The sequence below is a fragment of the Aureimonas sp. AU4 genome (genome assembly GCF_001463765.1).
In the GTDB taxonomy this organism is placed as follows: domain Bacteria; phylum Pseudomonadota; class Alphaproteobacteria; order Rhizobiales; family Rhizobiaceae; genus Aureimonas.
Window position 1 is genome coordinate 39607 of sequence record NZ_BBWK01000040.1, and the last position, 13253, is coordinate 52859.

Annotated in this window: 15 protein-coding genes; 11 read left to right on the top strand and 4 right to left on the bottom strand. The window is 70.5% G+C overall.

Annotated features, from left to right (window positions below; all coding sequences use genetic code 11):
- Window positions 1-8 precede the first annotated feature (8 nt).
- Window positions 9-1034 (bottom strand): purine nucleoside permease, encoded by a 1026-nt coding sequence (locus tag AUL35_RS12395; protein ID WP_062015229.1) that lies wholly within the window; start codon window positions 1032-1034, stop codon window positions 9-11.
- Window positions 1035-1240: 206 nt separating this feature from the next.
- Complete coding sequence (locus AUL35_RS12400) at window positions 1241-2038, bottom strand: potassium channel family protein (RefSeq protein ID WP_062015231.1); 798 nt, start codon at window positions 2036-2038, stop codon at window positions 1241-1243.
- 131 nt (window positions 2039-2169) lie between these two features.
- Here AUL35_RS12400 and AUL35_RS12405 point away from each other — a divergent pair, with 131 nt between their 5' ends.
- A complete protein-coding gene (locus tag AUL35_RS12405; protein WP_062015304.1) occupies window positions 2170-2742 on the top strand; it encodes an NnrU family protein in 573 nt (190 codons plus the stop codon).
- A 7-nt stretch (window positions 2743-2749) separates the two neighbouring features.
- Here the strand turns inward: AUL35_RS12405 and hslV are convergent, their stop codons facing one another.
- The gene (gene hslV, locus AUL35_RS12410; protein WP_374754496.1) at window positions 2750-3310 is read right to left on the bottom strand and encodes an ATP-dependent protease subunit HslV; all 561 of its coding nucleotides are present in this window, start codon (window positions 3308-3310) and stop codon (window positions 2750-2752) included.
- A 345-nt stretch (window positions 3311-3655) separates the two neighbouring features.
- Between hslV and hisB the strand changes: the two genes are divergently transcribed.
- The 10 genes from hisB (at window position 3656) to AUL35_RS12460 (ending at window position 12419) form a co-directional block, all read left to right on the top strand.
- Complete coding sequence (hisB, locus tag AUL35_RS12415; RefSeq protein WP_062015233.1) at window positions 3656-4264, top strand: imidazoleglycerol-phosphate dehydratase HisB; 609 nt, start codon at window positions 3656-3658, stop codon at window positions 4262-4264.
- On the top strand, window positions 4261-4731 hold the full coding sequence (locus AUL35_RS12420) for a DUF2628 domain-containing protein (RefSeq protein ID WP_062015235.1): 471 nt from the start codon (window positions 4261-4263) through the stop codon (window positions 4729-4731). The genes hisB and AUL35_RS12420 overlap by 4 nt, the downstream gene beginning before the upstream one ends.
- Complete coding sequence (gene hisH / locus AUL35_RS12425; RefSeq protein ID WP_062015236.1) at window positions 4728-5384, top strand: imidazole glycerol phosphate synthase subunit HisH; 657 nt, start codon at window positions 4728-4730, stop codon at window positions 5382-5384. Before AUL35_RS12420 ends, hisH begins: the two co-directional genes overlap by 4 nt.
- Window positions 5384-6121, top strand: a complete 738-nt coding sequence (gene hisA / locus AUL35_RS12430; protein WP_062015238.1) for a 1-(5-phosphoribosyl)-5-[(5-phosphoribosylamino)methylideneamino]imidazole-4-carboxamide isomerase — start codon at window positions 5384-5386, stop codon at window positions 6119-6121. The genes hisH and hisA overlap by 1 nt, the downstream gene beginning before the upstream one ends.
- 64 nt (window positions 6122-6185) lie before the next feature.
- The gene (locus tag AUL35_RS12435; protein WP_062015240.1) at window positions 6186-6743 is read left to right on the top strand and encodes a Uma2 family endonuclease; all 558 of its coding nucleotides are present in this window, start codon (window positions 6186-6188) and stop codon (window positions 6741-6743) included.
- A 49-nt stretch (window positions 6744-6792) separates the two neighbouring features.
- Window positions 6793-7596: an imidazole glycerol phosphate synthase subunit HisF gene (gene hisF / locus AUL35_RS12440; protein ID WP_062015241.1), complete on the top strand. Its 804-nt coding sequence runs from the start codon at window positions 6793-6795 to the stop codon at window positions 7594-7596.
- Between the two features lie 3 nt (window positions 7597-7599).
- Window positions 7600-7932, top strand: a complete 333-nt coding sequence (locus tag AUL35_RS12445; RefSeq protein WP_062015243.1) for a phosphoribosyl-ATP diphosphatase — start codon at window positions 7600-7602, stop codon at window positions 7930-7932.
- Between the two features lie 23 nt (window positions 7933-7955).
- A complete protein-coding gene (gene coaA / locus AUL35_RS12450; RefSeq protein ID WP_062015307.1) occupies window positions 7956-8918 on the top strand; it encodes a type I pantothenate kinase in 963 nt (320 codons plus the stop codon).
- A gap of 147 nt (window positions 8919-9065) precedes the next feature.
- On the top strand, window positions 9066-10763 hold the full coding sequence (locus tag AUL35_RS12455) for a methyl-accepting chemotaxis protein (protein ID WP_062015245.1): 1698 nt from the start codon (window positions 9066-9068) through the stop codon (window positions 10761-10763).
- A gap of 93 nt (window positions 10764-10856) precedes the next feature.
- The gene (locus AUL35_RS12460; RefSeq protein ID WP_062015247.1) at window positions 10857-12419 is read left to right on the top strand and encodes a glucan biosynthesis protein; all 1563 of its coding nucleotides are present in this window, start codon (window positions 10857-10859) and stop codon (window positions 12417-12419) included.
- A 61-nt stretch (window positions 12420-12480) separates the two neighbouring features.
- On the opposite strand, the gene AUL35_RS12465 is transcribed toward AUL35_RS12460, so the two are convergent.
- On the bottom strand, window positions 12481-13194 hold the full coding sequence (locus AUL35_RS12465) for a LuxR family transcriptional regulator (protein ID WP_062015249.1): 714 nt from the start codon (window positions 13192-13194) through the stop codon (window positions 12481-12483).
- Window positions 13195-13253 lie beyond the last annotated feature (59 nt).

Here is a 13253-nt window from a genome sequence, read left to right on the forward strand (position 1 = left end):
TCGAGAATTTACTGCGCCGGAACGCCCGCCGACCAGCGGTCCCAGTTCGCCAGGATATCGCTGGTCAGCGCATGGCCGACGCGATAGGCGTTCTCGGTGGCGAGCGGAAAGCCGCCCGAGCGCGCCTTCAGCGACTGGAAGGCATCGCCCCCTTCGGGCTCGCGGTCGAAGTTGGACGCCGTGCGCAGGAGCGCGACGCGGTCAAACCGGAGGAGACCCGCCATGTCGCCCCGCTGGAGAGCGGTCAGCGTGGCGTTGTCCTCCATCTGCGTGGTGCAGTAGTTGCCCTTGCCGTCGGTCGCGGCCTTCACCAGCTCCGCCATCGCGTCGGCCAGGCGCTTTCCGTGCCAGTAGGTGTCGCTGGACAGCGTGTCGCAGATCGAGACGACCGGCGCCGCGCTTCCCGGCCCCTTGCCGTAGTTCGCGCGATAGCTCTTCGCCTCGTCGCCGTCGAGAAGCTCGACGTCCTTGGACAGCGCGTAGGCCCGCTGCAGAAGGCCCTCGTTCAACTCGTAGAGCTCGGTCTTGGAGCCCCAGGTCGCCTTCTCGCCGGGCGCCTTCGCTCCCAGCGCCAGCGCGCCCGAGCTCCATCCCGCCGGGATCTGGCGCGCGTCGATGTCGTGGCGCAGGCCGCCGTCCACCGCGTAGCGCGCCCAGTGCGCCGAGCCGAGCGTGCCGTCGTCGGGATCGACGCCCGCGATGCCGGCGATCAGGAAGTAGGTCTGCGAGAGGTCGAACCGGCCGCTGTAGACCATGGCGGAAACCGAGCTGGCCGCGTTCGCGAAACCCATCGCCGTCGTCATGTGACAGAGACCCTCGGTGCCGCAATGGACCTCGGGATACTCGGCGGACAGGCCCGGCACCTTGACGACGTCCGTCAGGTTCTCGTTGGCGAGCCACGGCTTGGCCTCGTCGCCGAACATCGTGATCACGAAGACCTTGGGCGCGATCGGCTTGCTGTCCTCAGCGAGAGCCGGCGTAGCGAGGGTGGCCAGCGCGGCCAGCGAGCCGGCGACGATCCGTTTGCGTTTCATGTCGGGTCCTTCTGCGGGTGGAACGAACAACGGAGCCTAAGAGCCGGGGGGCCGGGCGGACGCAAGCCTCAAAGCTAAGGCAGCCGACCGATTTCGCTGGATCGGCTCATCCCGTCGGCAGGATACCCGTCCCTGCCTAGGCAAGCGGCGCCGGCTGCCCGGTTCGGCGGCGGTCGCGCTGCGGGACGGCGAGGCCCGACGTTCCCTCACTCCCCGTCGTCGGGTATCGCCAGCAGATGGCCGCAGGCCTTGCAGTGGACGGCGTCCGGCTCGTGGCGCTCCAGCGCGCAGCGCGGACAACGGAAGAAGACCTTGTAGGGGCGGAACACGGCCTGCGCGAGACGCACGAAGAGCGAGATGCCGACGATCATGGTCACGATCGAGGTCAGCTTGCCCGCCACGCCCGGCAGCGTGACGTCGCCGAAGCCGGTGGTCGTCACCGTCGCCACCGTGAAGTAGAGCGCGTCGACATAGCCCTCGATGCCCGAACCCGGCCTCGCGAACGCCGTGTAGACGAAGCCGGTGATCACGAAGAGGCAGGTGACGAGGTTGATCAGCGCCCGCGCCGCGTCCTCATAGGCGCGCCAGCGGCCCCGGCGCACCGGGCGCCACAGGACCTCCTTGTGCGACAGCGTCCAGATCTTCAGGACGCGCAGGAAGCCGAGGCTGAAGAAATAGCTCGGCGCCACCAGCGTCAGGAGGACGATGAGATCGATCCAGACCGTCGGGCGCCGAAGCCAGCGCGACAGGCGCGGCGCCGCCAGCGCCCGCGCCAGGAGGTCGAGCCCCACCACCAGCGCCGCCGCATAGTCGAGCCACAGGAAGGTGCGCCGGTTCTCGATCAGCGGACTCGCGATGAAGAAGGCGACGATCAGGACGTCGACCGCCGCCATCGCCGCCTGGAAGCGGAGCGCCGCCGGATGGTCGGAATGGTAGAGCGCGTCGAGCCGTCGGCGCAGGCGCCGGAAGCGGGTCTCGGCGGGTTCGGAAGCGGTCGTGGTCATGCCCGCGGAAAGCTAGGGCATCGCTGTCGGACCGCGAGGCGGCCGGCATGGGCCGCTCAGGCCTTTTCGCTTGCTCCGTCGTCGTTTCGAACCCATTCTCGCCCGGCGGTGCAACGCGGCGCGGGGCGGTCATGCTTCTTCTGGTTCTCGGCCTCGTGCTGTTTCTCGGCATCCACTCGCTGCGCATCGCCGGCGACGGCCCGCGCGCGGCCATCGTCGCCCGGCTCGGAGACGGCCCCTACAAGGGGCTCTACTCCGTTCTGTCGCTGGCCGGCCTCGTCCTGATCGGCCAGGGCTACGGCCATGCGCTGGCCGCTTCCGGCATGGCCTGGACGCCGCCGACCGGCCTTCGCCACCTCGCGCTTCTTCTCGTGCCGATCGCCTTCGTGCTCGTCGCCAGCGCCTATGCGCCGGCCGGGCGCATCAAGCGCCTCGCGCGCCATCCGATGGTGCTCGGCGTCGGCCTCTGGGCGCTCGGCCATCTCCTGGCCAACGGCGAGACCGCCAACGTCGTCCTGTTCGGCGCCTTTCTCGTCTGGGCCGCGGCGGACTACGCCGGCTCGCTCCGCCGTGCGCCCCAGCCCGTCGCCGGCCCCGTCTCGCCGAAGGGCGACGCCATCGCCGTCACGGTCGGCCTCGGCCTCGCCCTTGCCTTCATCCTTGGCCTGCACCAGTGGCTGATCGGCGTCTCGCCGCTCCAGTGACGCGCCCTCAGGCCGCGTCCATCGCCTCCAGGACGACGTTGTCGTTGGTGTAGATGCAGATCTCGGCCGCGATGCGCATCGCGCGCCGCGCGATCTCCTCGGCGTCGAGGTCCGTGTCCGCGAGCGCCCGCGCCGCCGCCAGCGCGTAGTTGCCGCCCGAGCCGATCGCGATCACCCCGTTCTCGGGCTCCAAGACGTCGCCGTTGCCGGTCAGCGTCAGCGTCACGTTCCGGTCCGCCACGATCATCATCGCCTCGAGCCGGCGCAGATAGCGGTCCGTACGCCAGTCCTTGGCCAGTTCCACGCAGGCGCGCGTCAGCTGGTCGGGATACTGCTCGAGCTTGGCCTCCAGCCGCTCCAGGAGCGTGAACGCGTCCGCCGTCGCCCCCGCGAAGCCCGCGATCACCTGCCCGTTCTTGCCGAGCCGCCGGACCTTCTTAGCGTTGCCCTTCATCACCGTGTTGCCCAGCGACACCTGACCGTCGCCCGCCACCACGACACGCCCGTTCTTGCGCACCGTGACGATCGTCGTCCCGTACATCGTCGCCGGATCATGCCTGTCCATCATCACACCCATCCACGCCGGGCCCAACGCCCGCTCGCCGCCCATATGGGCGCGCGGCGCGGCGACCCCAAGGGCGCGGGGCGCGCGGGGTCGTGGCGGGGCTATCGCCCCGGTCCCCATCCGGGAACGAATTCCCGGACCCTTCCCTTCGTTTGGTAACATGTCCCAGGCCGGGCGGGGCCTGTGGCCCCGCCCGGCCTGGGAAACCTCTTCGACGAAGGAGGGTGCAGGGACATCATGTCCCTGCCGGGTCGAGGGCGGAGCCCCGTCTTGTACCCCGAACGCCCGCGCCCTTTTGGTCCGCGTCGCCGCGCGCTATGGGGAGGCGACAGCGTTTGGAGACGGGTGATGGGTGAGACGGCGGGCCGGCGGGATGCGAGCGTGGAGCGCGCGACCAAGGAGACGCAGATCCGGGTTCGGGTGGATCTCGACGGGCAGGGCCAGGCGCGCGTCGCGACGGGCGTCGGCTTCTTCGACCATATGCTCGATCACCTCTCGCGCCATTCGCTGATCGACATCGACGTCGAGGCGAAGGGCGACTATCACATCGACGACCACCACACGGTGGAGGATGTCGGCATCGCGCTGGGGCAGGCGATCCGCCGGGCGATGGGCGAGCGGCGGGGCATCCGGCGCTATGCGTCGCTGGATCTGGCGATGGACGAGTGCCTGACGCGCGCGGCGGTGGACGTCTCGGGTCGGCCGTTCCTCGTCTTCCGCACGCGCTTCACGGCGGAGAAGATCGGAACCTTCGACACGGAGCTGGTGCGTGAGTTCTTTCAGGCGCTGGCGATCAACGCGGGGCTGACGCTGCATATCGAGACGCTCTACGGCGAGAACTCGCACCACATCGCGGAGACCTGCTTCAAGGCGGTGGCGCGGGTGCTCGGCGAGGCGCTGTCGATCGACCCCCGCCAGGCCGACCTCGTGCCCTCCACCAAAGGCATGCTGGCGTGACGACGCGCTGGCGCGTCTTCGAGCGGGAAGCGGCGCGGGAGCCGAGCGAGACGGCGCGCTTCGTGCCGGAGCGCTTCTCGTGGGCAGCGCTGGTGCTGCCGCCGCTCTGGCTCGCGCGCCACCGCCTCTGTTGGTGGGCGGCGGGCGCGCTGGTCCTGGAGATCGCCTTTCCCGCGCTCGGCGCCCTGTCGGCGGCGCCTGGCATCGGCGGCCTCCTGTCGCTGCTTCTCGGCCTCCTCGTCGCGCTGGAGGGGCCGGGCCTTCGGGCGCGGCGCCTGGAGCGGCGGGGCTGGCGCGAGCGCGCGGCCTTCGAGGCACGCGATCTGCCGGAAGCGGAAATCCTCTACTACGGGCGTGGGCGACGCTTTGAGGGCACGGGCGGCGAGACGCCGACACCCGTCGCGGTGCTGCCGCCGCGCCCGGCCCGTACCCTCTTCGATCCCCCTTCCTCGGGACTGCGTGCATGAGCGAGACGGTCGCGATCATCGACTACGGTTCGGGCAACCTGCGCTCGGCCGCGAAAGCCTTCGAGCGGGCGGTCGCCGAGGCCGGGACGGATGTGCGGGTTCTCGTCACCGAGGACCCGGACGCGGTGCGCCGGGCGGACCGCGTGGTGCTGCCGGGCGTCGGCGCCTATGCGGACTGTCGGGCGGGCCTGGCGGCGGTGCCGGGCATGGAGACGGCGCTGCGCGAGGCGGTGGAGGGGCGCGGCGTGCCGTTCCTCGGCATCTGCGTCGGCATGCAGCTCATGTCGGACCGGGGCCTGGAGAAGACCGTGACGCAGGGGCTCGGCTGGATCGGCGGCGACGTCGAGCCGATCGTGCCGTCCGACCCTCAGCTCAAGGTTCCGCAGATCGGCTGGAACACGATCCGCCAGCACCGCGACCATGCGCTTCTGGAGGGGATCGCGACCGGCGAGACGGGGCTGCATGCCTATTTCGTCCATTCCTACCATCTGGTCGCGACGCGGCCCGAGGAGGTGGTGGCGAGCGTCGACTACGGCGGCGCGGTCACCGCGATCGTGGCGCGCGACAACCGCGCGGGCACCCAGTTCCATCCCGAGAAGAGCCAGACGCTGGGTCTCCGGCTCATCGCGAACTTCCTGCGCTGGAGGCCCTGATGCCGACCCTCTTTCCCGCCATCGACCTGAAGAACGGCGAGTGCGTGCGCCTGAAGCTCGGCCTGATGGACGAGGCGACGGTCTACAACACGGACCCGGCCGCGCAGGCGCGCGCCTTCCGCACGCAGGGCTTCACGCATCTCCACGTGGTCGACCTCGACGGGGCGTTCGCGGGCCGCGCGGTGAACGGCGCGGCGGTGGAGGCGATCCTGGGTGCGGTCGGAGCCGAGATGCGCGTCCAGCTCGGCGGCGGCATCCGCACGCTGGAGGACGTCGAGCGCTGGCTCGGGCTCGGCCTGTCGCGCGTCATCCTCGGCACGGTGGCAGTGCGCGATCCCGCCCTCGTGCGCGAGGCGGCGCGGCTCTTTCCCGGCCAGGTCGTGGTGGGCATCGACGCCAAAAGCGGCCGCGTCGCGGTCGAGGGCTGGGCGGAAGCGTCGGAACTCACCGCGACCGAGCTGGCGCTCCGCTTCGCGGATGCCGGGGTGGCGGCGATCGTCTACACCGACATCGACCGCGACGGCGTCCTGGCCGGCATCAACTGGGAGGCGACGATCGCGCTTGGGTCTTCCGTGCCGATCCCGGTGATCGCGAGCGGGGGTCTCGCCTCGATCGAGGACGTCCGGCGCCTCGCCTCGCCCGACGCCTCGCATCTGGAAGGCGCCATTACCGGCCGCGCCCTCTACGACGGCCGCCTCGACCCGGCCGAGGCGCTGCGCGTGCTGGCGGCGGCCTGACCGCTGTTTCACGTGAAACCGCCGCGCCCTTTCGGGGGGCTCGCGGCGGCGCTATGTTAGCGGCATGAACGTCCAGACGCCGACCATCCGGACTGCCGACGACTTCCTGCGCTGGAACGAGGGCCGCGCGGGCAAGCTCGAATTCGTACGGGGAAGGATCACCGGCATGATGACAGGCGGCTCGAGGCGTCACGCCGAGCTCTTCCTGCAGCTGGCCTTCCTGTTGAAGCGAGACCTGACCGACCCCTCGCTTCGCATCACGGCGGCCGACTATGCCGTACGGACTCCCGTCGGCATCCGATACCCCGACGTTCTGGTTCACCGGGCCGAGGGCGACGGACGGGATCTGGCGACCGGCGAGCCTTTGTTCATCGCCGAGATCCTGTCGCCGTCGACACTGGCGACGGATTTCGGGGAGAAGGCTGCGGAGTACACCGCGCTTCCCACCCTCCTGCACTACCTCGTCCTGTCGCAGGACGAGCCGCGCGCCTGGCTCTGGCGGCGTGGCGAGGACGGGGCTTTCGGCCCGCCCGAAATGACTGCAGGCGCGCAGGAAAGCGTCGCGCTGGACGGCTTCGGCCTGACCCTTTCCCTTGCCGAGCTCTATCGCGGCATCGCATAAGCCGCCCCGAGGCGCTCCTGGCGCCGCCCCTTTCCACAGGCCGTTTCCCGTGACCCTGAAAGCCCGCATCATCCCCTGCCTCGACGTCAAGGACGGGCGCGTCGTGAAGGGCGTCAACTTCGAAGCCCTGCGCGACGCCGGCGATCCGGTGGAGGCCGCGCGCCGCTACGACGCGGCGGGCGCCGACGAGCTCTGCTTCCTCGACATCACCGCCTCGTCCGACAACCGCGACACGATCCTCGACGTCGTGGCGCGCACGGCCGAGGCCTGCTTCATGCCGGTGACGGTGGGCGGGGGCGTGCGTACCGTCGCCGACATCCGCCGCCTGCTCCTGGCTGGCGCCGACAAGGTGTCGATCAACACGGCGGCCGTCGCCCGGCCCGAGTTCGTGGCGGAAGCGGCCGACAAGTTCGGCAACCAATGCATCGTGGTGGCGATCGACGCCAAAAGCGTCTCGGCCGAGGGCGAGGCACCGCGCTGGGAGATCTTCACCCATGGCGGGCGCAACCGCACCGGCATCGACGCGGTCCAGTTCGCGCGGCGCGTCGTGGCGCTCGGCGCGGGCGAGATCCTTCTCACCTCCATGGACCGCGACGGCACCAAGGCCGGCTTCGACCTGCCCCTCACCCGCGCGATCGCGGATGCCGTCACCGTGCCGGTGATAGCAAGCGGCGGCGTCGGCACGCTCGACCATCTGGTGGACGGCGTCGCCAAGGGCGGCGCTGCGGCGGTTCTGGCCGCCTCGATCTTCCACTTCGGCACCCATACGGTGATGGAGGCCAAGCACCACATGGCGGCCGCCGGCATTCCCATGCGCCTCGATGCGGCGCCACGCCCGAACGGGACGCACTAGACCATGACGACCCACGACTTCACGCTCACCAGCCTCGAGCGCATCGTGGCGGCGCGCGCGGCGTCCGGCGACGGCGGCTCCTACACCGCCAAGCTCGTGTCGCGCGGCACGCCCTATGCCGCGCGCAAGCTCGGCGAGGAGGCGGTGGAGCTCGTGGTGGCCGCGATCTCGGAGGACGACGCGGCGCTCACCGGCGAGGCGGCAGACCTTCTCTACCATCTCCTCGTGGTGCTGCGCCTGCGCGAGATCCCCTTGAGTGCGGTCCTGGCCGAACTCGACCGGCGCACCGCCCAGACCGGCCTTCAGGAGAAGGCGTCGCGGGCCCCCGACGCTTGAGCGCCGCCGTGGATCCCCTCACCCTGCGGCCCGCCCCCCTGGGCGGCGAAGCGCTCTCGCCCTACCACTTCTTTCCGGCCGAGACCTGGGCGACCTTTCGCGGCCGCGAGGCGCTGACGCTGACCGAAGACGAGGTGCGGCGCCTGCGCTCGCTCGGCGACCAGATCGACGTCGGCGAGGTGGAGCGCATCTATCTTGCCGTGTCGCGCCTGCTCTACGCCCATGTGGAATCGAGCCAGGCCCTGTTTCGCCAGCGCAAGCGCTTCCTGCGCGGCTCCGACCAGGCCCGCACGCCCTTCATCATCGGCATCGCCGGGTCGGTCGCGGCGGGCAAGAGCACCACGGCGCGCATCCTCAAGGAACTTCTCGCCCGCTGGCCGGGAACGCCCAAGGTCGACCTCGTCACGACCGACGGCTTTCTGTTCCCCAACAGCGTTCTGGAAGCCAACGGCCTGATGCAGCGCAAGGGCTTCCCCGAAAGCTACGACGTCGCGGCGATCCTGCGCTTCCTCAGCGACATCAAGGCGGGCGCGCGTCATGTGCGGGCTCCCGTCTATTCGCACTTCTTCTACGACGTCCTGCCCGGCGAGAGCATCGAGGTCGACCAGCCCGACATCCTGATCTTCGAGGGCCTGAACGTCCTGCAGGTGCGCGACATGCCGCCGGGCGGGCGCTTCGTGCCCTTCGTGTCGGACTTCTTCGACCACTCGATCTATATCGACGCTGACGAGCGCGACCTGCACCGCTGGTATGTCGAGCGCTTCATGCGCCTGCGAGAAACGGCGTTCCGCGACGAGGCCTCCTTCTTTCACCGCTACTCCGCGATCTCGGAGGAGGAGGCGCTGACCATCGCCGAGCGGCTCTGGACGACGATCAACGCCCGGAACCTCTACGAGAACATCCTGCCGACGCGGCCGCGCGCCGACCTCGTGCTGCGCAAGGGCGGCAACCATCTCGTGGAAGAGGTGGCGCTGCGCAAGATTTGAACCATCGGTTCTCAAGCTTAGCGAAGCCTTCACCTCGATCCGGGGATTCGTCCCGTCCAAGCCCCCGGCCCCGTCTCCTTAAGCGATCCGAAGCTCCCGCGCCCCTACCCTTCCGGCCGTCATCGGTCTGCTGGGAGTTCGGCCGTCATGCGCATCACCATCAAGGCGCGGCTCGTCGCCTCCTTCACGCTGGTTCTCGTTCTCATGGGCGCGCTCGGCTTCGTCGGGCTGCGGGCGCTGGAGGACTCCAAGGCCGCTCTGGAGGCGACCGTCGCGGGGCCGATGAAACAGAGCGAGCGGCTCCTCACGGTGCGCGCCTACATCTCCGACGTCGGGCGCCTCGCCAACACGCTCGACACCGTGACCGACCCGGCCGTCTTCAAGGACCTGTCGGAAACGGCGATCGAGCGCAGCCGTAAGGCGCAAGGCCTGCTCGCCGACTACCGGGCCGACGCGCCGGACGCCGAGCGCGCCTCGCTGGACGGGCTCGAGGCGGACGCCAAGCAGTACGAGGACATCGCCGCCCAGGTGATCGGGCTGCTGACGCAGGCCAACGCCGACAAGGCCAACGGCGCGGAGGCCGCGGCCAAGGCCGCCACGCTTTCCAACACGGGCATGCGCCCGCTGATGTCGAAGATGGTGGACAGCCTCGCCGAGGCGCGCGACCGCGAGACCGCCCGCACCACGCAGCTTCTCGCCGACAACGCGGCCGCCTTCGACCAGACCCGTCTCCTGTTCTTGGGAACGCTCGGCCTTGCGGTCGTGCTGGCGGCGGGCGCCGCCGCCTGGATCGCCACCTCGGTGGGCCGGGGCCTCGGACGCTCGGTGGCGCTCGCCCGGCAGATCGGCGAGGGGGACCTGACGGCGCGCGTCGGCCAGGCCGCGGCGCGCGACGAGATCGGCGACCTGCAGCGGGCGATGGGCGAGATGACCGCCCGGCTGCGCGAGGTCCTGGGCGCGGTCGGCGCCTCGGCCGCGCAGGTCGCCTCGGGCTCCACGCAGTCGGCCGCAACCGCCGAGCAGCTGTCGTCGGGCTCGACCGAACAGGCCTCGGCCTCGGAAGAGGCCTCGGCGGCGGTGGAGCAGATGACCGCCAATGTGCGCCAGAACGCCGACAACGCCAGCCAGACCGAGAAGATGGCCGCGCAGGCCTCGGCCAATGCGGAAGCCTCGGGCGAGGCGGTTCGCCAGTCGGTCGCGGCGATGCGCCAGATCGCGGACAATATCGTGGTGGTGCAGGAGATCGCGCGCCAGACCGACCTCCTCGCGCTGAACGCCGCGATCGAGGCCGCGCGTGCGGGCTCCCACGGCAAGGGCTTCGCGGTGGTGGCCTCGGAGGTGCGCAAGCTCGCCGAGCGCTCCGGCGAGGCGGCCGCGCGGATCGGCGAGCTGTCCGCCGAGACGATGCGCGCCTGCGAGGCGGCGGGCGATCGGCTCGGCCAGCTCGTCCCCGACATCCATCGCACGGCGGAGCTGGTCGGCGAGATCTCGGCCGCCTGCCGCGAGCAGTCGGTCGGCATCGAGCAGATCAACCAGGCCATCGTCCAGCTCGACCAGGTCACGCAGGCCAACGCCAGCGCGGCGAACCAGATGGCGGCCACCGCCGAGGCGCTTTCGGCCGAGGCGCGCGAGCTCGACGAGCGGACGAGCTTCTTCCGCACCGGCGAGGCCGAGGCGCCCGTCCCGCTCAAAATGGCAGCGACGGCACCGGCGGCAACGCCCAGGGTTTCCGCCACACCGGCTCCGCCGCGCCGCGCCCCCGCCGCCGTCTCCGCCAAGCTCGCTCCCAAGGGCATGGCGCTCGACCTCGACGGCGACGGCGGCTTCGAGCGGATGAGCGCCTGAAAGGGCGCTCCCACCGCTTCGGACGGGCCGCGCCGTTGACAGGGGCCGCGCAACGCCCTTACTGCCGCCCGACCTTTGGGACAGGACGGTGCCATGACCATCGATCTCAACCGCCGCGAGCTGATGCTGGGGCTTTCGCTTCTGGGGCTGGCCGGGGTGACCGGACAGGCCCAGGCCGCCGAGGGCGACGCCCTGCGGTTCGGCGAGCCGCAGCCCTTCTCCTTCGACGCGCTGGTGGAGCGGGCCCGCGCGCTCGCCGCCGAGCCCTACGTGCCCGAGGTGCCACGCTCGGCCGACACGCTGGAGCGCATCGACTTCGACCAGCACTGGCGCATCCGCTACCGCGCCGACCAGACGCTGGAGCTGAACGGCGGCAAGGCCCCGATCCGCTTCTTCCACCTCGGCCGCTACTTCAAGCTCCCGGTGGGCATCCACGTGGTGGAGAACGGGCAGGCGCGCACCCTGCGCTACGACCCCAAGCTCTTCGACATTCCGGCGGATTCGCCGGCCCGCGAGCTTCCCGACGACATCGGCTTTGCCGGCTTCCGGGTGCTGGAGCCCGGCAGCGAGACCGACTGGCTGGCGTTTCTGGGCGCCGCCTACTTCCGTACGTCGGGCGAGGACAACCAGTTCGGTATGTCGGCGCGGGCGCTCGCCATCGACGTCGCGATGCCCACCCCGGAGGAATTCCCCCGCTTCACGGACTTCTTCCTCGAGCCCTCCGCCGACGGGCGTCTCGCGATCTCCTGCCTTCTCAACAGCCCCCGCGTCGCGGGCGTCCTGCGCATGGACGTCCGGAAGGGCGGTCCGATCGTCATGGACATCCAGGCGCGCTACTTCGCGCGCGACGACATCCAGCGCTTCGGCATCGCGGCGCTGACCTCGATGTTCTGGTATAGCGAGACCGACCGCGGCCGGCGCGTCGACTGGCGCCCGGAGGTGCACGACTCGGACGGCCTGGCGCTCTGGACGGGTTCCGGCGAGCGCATATGGCGCCCGCTCAACAATCCCGTGAACGTGATGACCTCGAGCTTCACGGACGAGAACCCGCGCGGCTTCGGCCTCCTGCAGCGCGACCGCAACTTCGACAACTACGAGGACGACGGCGTCTTCTACGAGAAGCGCGCCAGCGTCTGGGTCGAGCCCAAGGGCGACTGGGGCCGGGGCGCGGTGCAGCTCGTCGAGATCCCGACCGACGACGAGATCCACGACAACATCGCCGCCTACTGGATCGCCGACAAGTCGGTGCGCCGGGGCGACGCGATCGCTCTCGACTACGTCCTCCACTGGGCGAACCGCGAGCCCTATCCGCCCCGCGTCGGCGAGGTCGTGGCGACGCGCCTCGGGCGGGGCGGCATCGCCGGGCAGCCCCGTCCCGCCGGCGTCACCAAGATCGTGGTGGACTTCGACGGCGGCCTGGTGGGCGCTCTTGCGCGCGACGCCAAGGGCGTCGAGGCCGTGGTCTCGGCCTCGCGCGGCACGCTCGGCAAGGCCGACGCCTATTCCGTCAAGGTCGGCACCGCCTGGCGCACGACCTTCGACATCACGGCGGACGGCACCGAGCCGGTGGAGATGCGCTGCTACCTGCGCCAGGGCGACACCGTTCTGACGGAGACCTGGGCCTACCAGTTCCTGCCCCTGCCGCGCCCGGCCTGAGGGCCGGCAGGGCCGCTTGAGAAACGAGATCGGGCGTCCCGTGCGGGCGCCCGTTTTCCTATCAGGACAGGTAGCCGAGCTGGGCGGCGAGCGCGACCGCGTGTGTGCGGTTCGAGGCGTTGAGCTTCCTCGTCGAGGAGGTCATGTGCTGCGAGACCGTGTGCTCGGAGACCTTCAGGATCAGGCCGATCTCGGAGCTCGTCTTGCCGAGCATGGCGAGCCGCAGGCAGTCGCGCTCGCGGCCCGTCAGCGGGTTGTTGCGCTGGTTCTCCTGGAAGCGGCAGACGGTCAGGATGCCGAACACGGTGAAGGTCGCGATGTGGAGATCGTCGGCCGCGGCGTCGCTTATCGGATGGCCGGGTCCCGACAGCGACAGGACGCCCGTGAAGCCGGTCAGCCCGTGCACGGGACAGTAGAGGCCCTGCAGGCAATCCTGGGCCGCCAGGAAGCGCGCCTGCGGGCTCATGTCGGGATCCGCCGGGTCGTAGCCGTAGAGCGTCTCGGCATCCCACACGAAGGGCACGGCGCCCGAGCGCAGCGCGCGCAGAACGGGCGAGAAGCGGTTCAGGCCCAGCCGCTCGAATCCGCGCCGGAACTCCTCGCTCCAGTTCGAGGAGAGGAGGCGCATCTCCGATCCCGCCTCGTCGGTGGAGGGAATGGTCATCAGGGCGTAGCGCGTGAACCCTTCGGCCCGCGCGCCCTCCTCGAGCGCGCGAAACAGGGCTTCCTCCGTGAACGGGCGCGGCAGAGCGGCGAGATATGCTTGAAGGCCCATCAGATGCGGGAACGGGTCTGCGGGACGGGGGCCGGGCGTCTCATGATCGGTTCCCTGTC

Coding starts and splice junctions, on each gene's coding strand:
- AUL35_RS12400 (WP_062015231.1), bottom strand. CDS start 2,038: ATGACCACGACCGCTTCCGAACCCGCCGAGACCCGCTTCCGGCGCCTG.
- hslV (WP_374754496.1), bottom strand. CDS start 3,310: ATGATGGACAGGCATGATCCGGCGACGATGTACGGGACGACGATCGTC.
- AUL35_RS12455 (WP_062015245.1), top strand. CDS start 9,066: ATGCGCATCACCATCAAGGCGCGGCTCGTCGCCTCCTTCACGCTGGTT.
- AUL35_RS12445 (WP_062015243.1), top strand. CDS start 7,600: ATGACGACCCACGACTTCACGCTCACCAGCCTCGAGCGCATCGTGGCG.
- hisA (WP_062015238.1), top strand. CDS start 5,384: ATGCCGACCCTCTTTCCCGCCATCGACCTGAAGAACGGCGAGTGCGTG.
- AUL35_RS12460 (WP_062015247.1), top strand. CDS start 10,857: ATGACCATCGATCTCAACCGCCGCGAGCTGATGCTGGGGCTTTCGCTT.
- hisH (WP_062015236.1), top strand. CDS start 4,728: ATGAGCGAGACGGTCGCGATCATCGACTACGGTTCGGGCAACCTGCGC.
- AUL35_RS12405 (WP_062015304.1), top strand. CDS start 2,170: ATGCTTCTTCTGGTTCTCGGCCTCGTGCTGTTTCTCGGCATCCACTCG.
- hisB (WP_062015233.1), top strand. CDS start 3,656: ATGGGTGAGACGGCGGGCCGGCGGGATGCGAGCGTGGAGCGCGCGACC.
- AUL35_RS12465 (WP_062015249.1), bottom strand. CDS start 13,194: ATGGGCCTTCAAGCATATCTCGCCGCTCTGCCGCGCCCGTTCACGGAG.
- AUL35_RS12435 (WP_062015240.1), top strand. CDS start 6,186: ATGAACGTCCAGACGCCGACCATCCGGACTGCCGACGACTTCCTGCGC.
- AUL35_RS12395 (WP_062015229.1), bottom strand. CDS start 1,034: ATGAAACGCAAACGGATCGTCGCCGGCTCGCTGGCCGCGCTGGCCACC.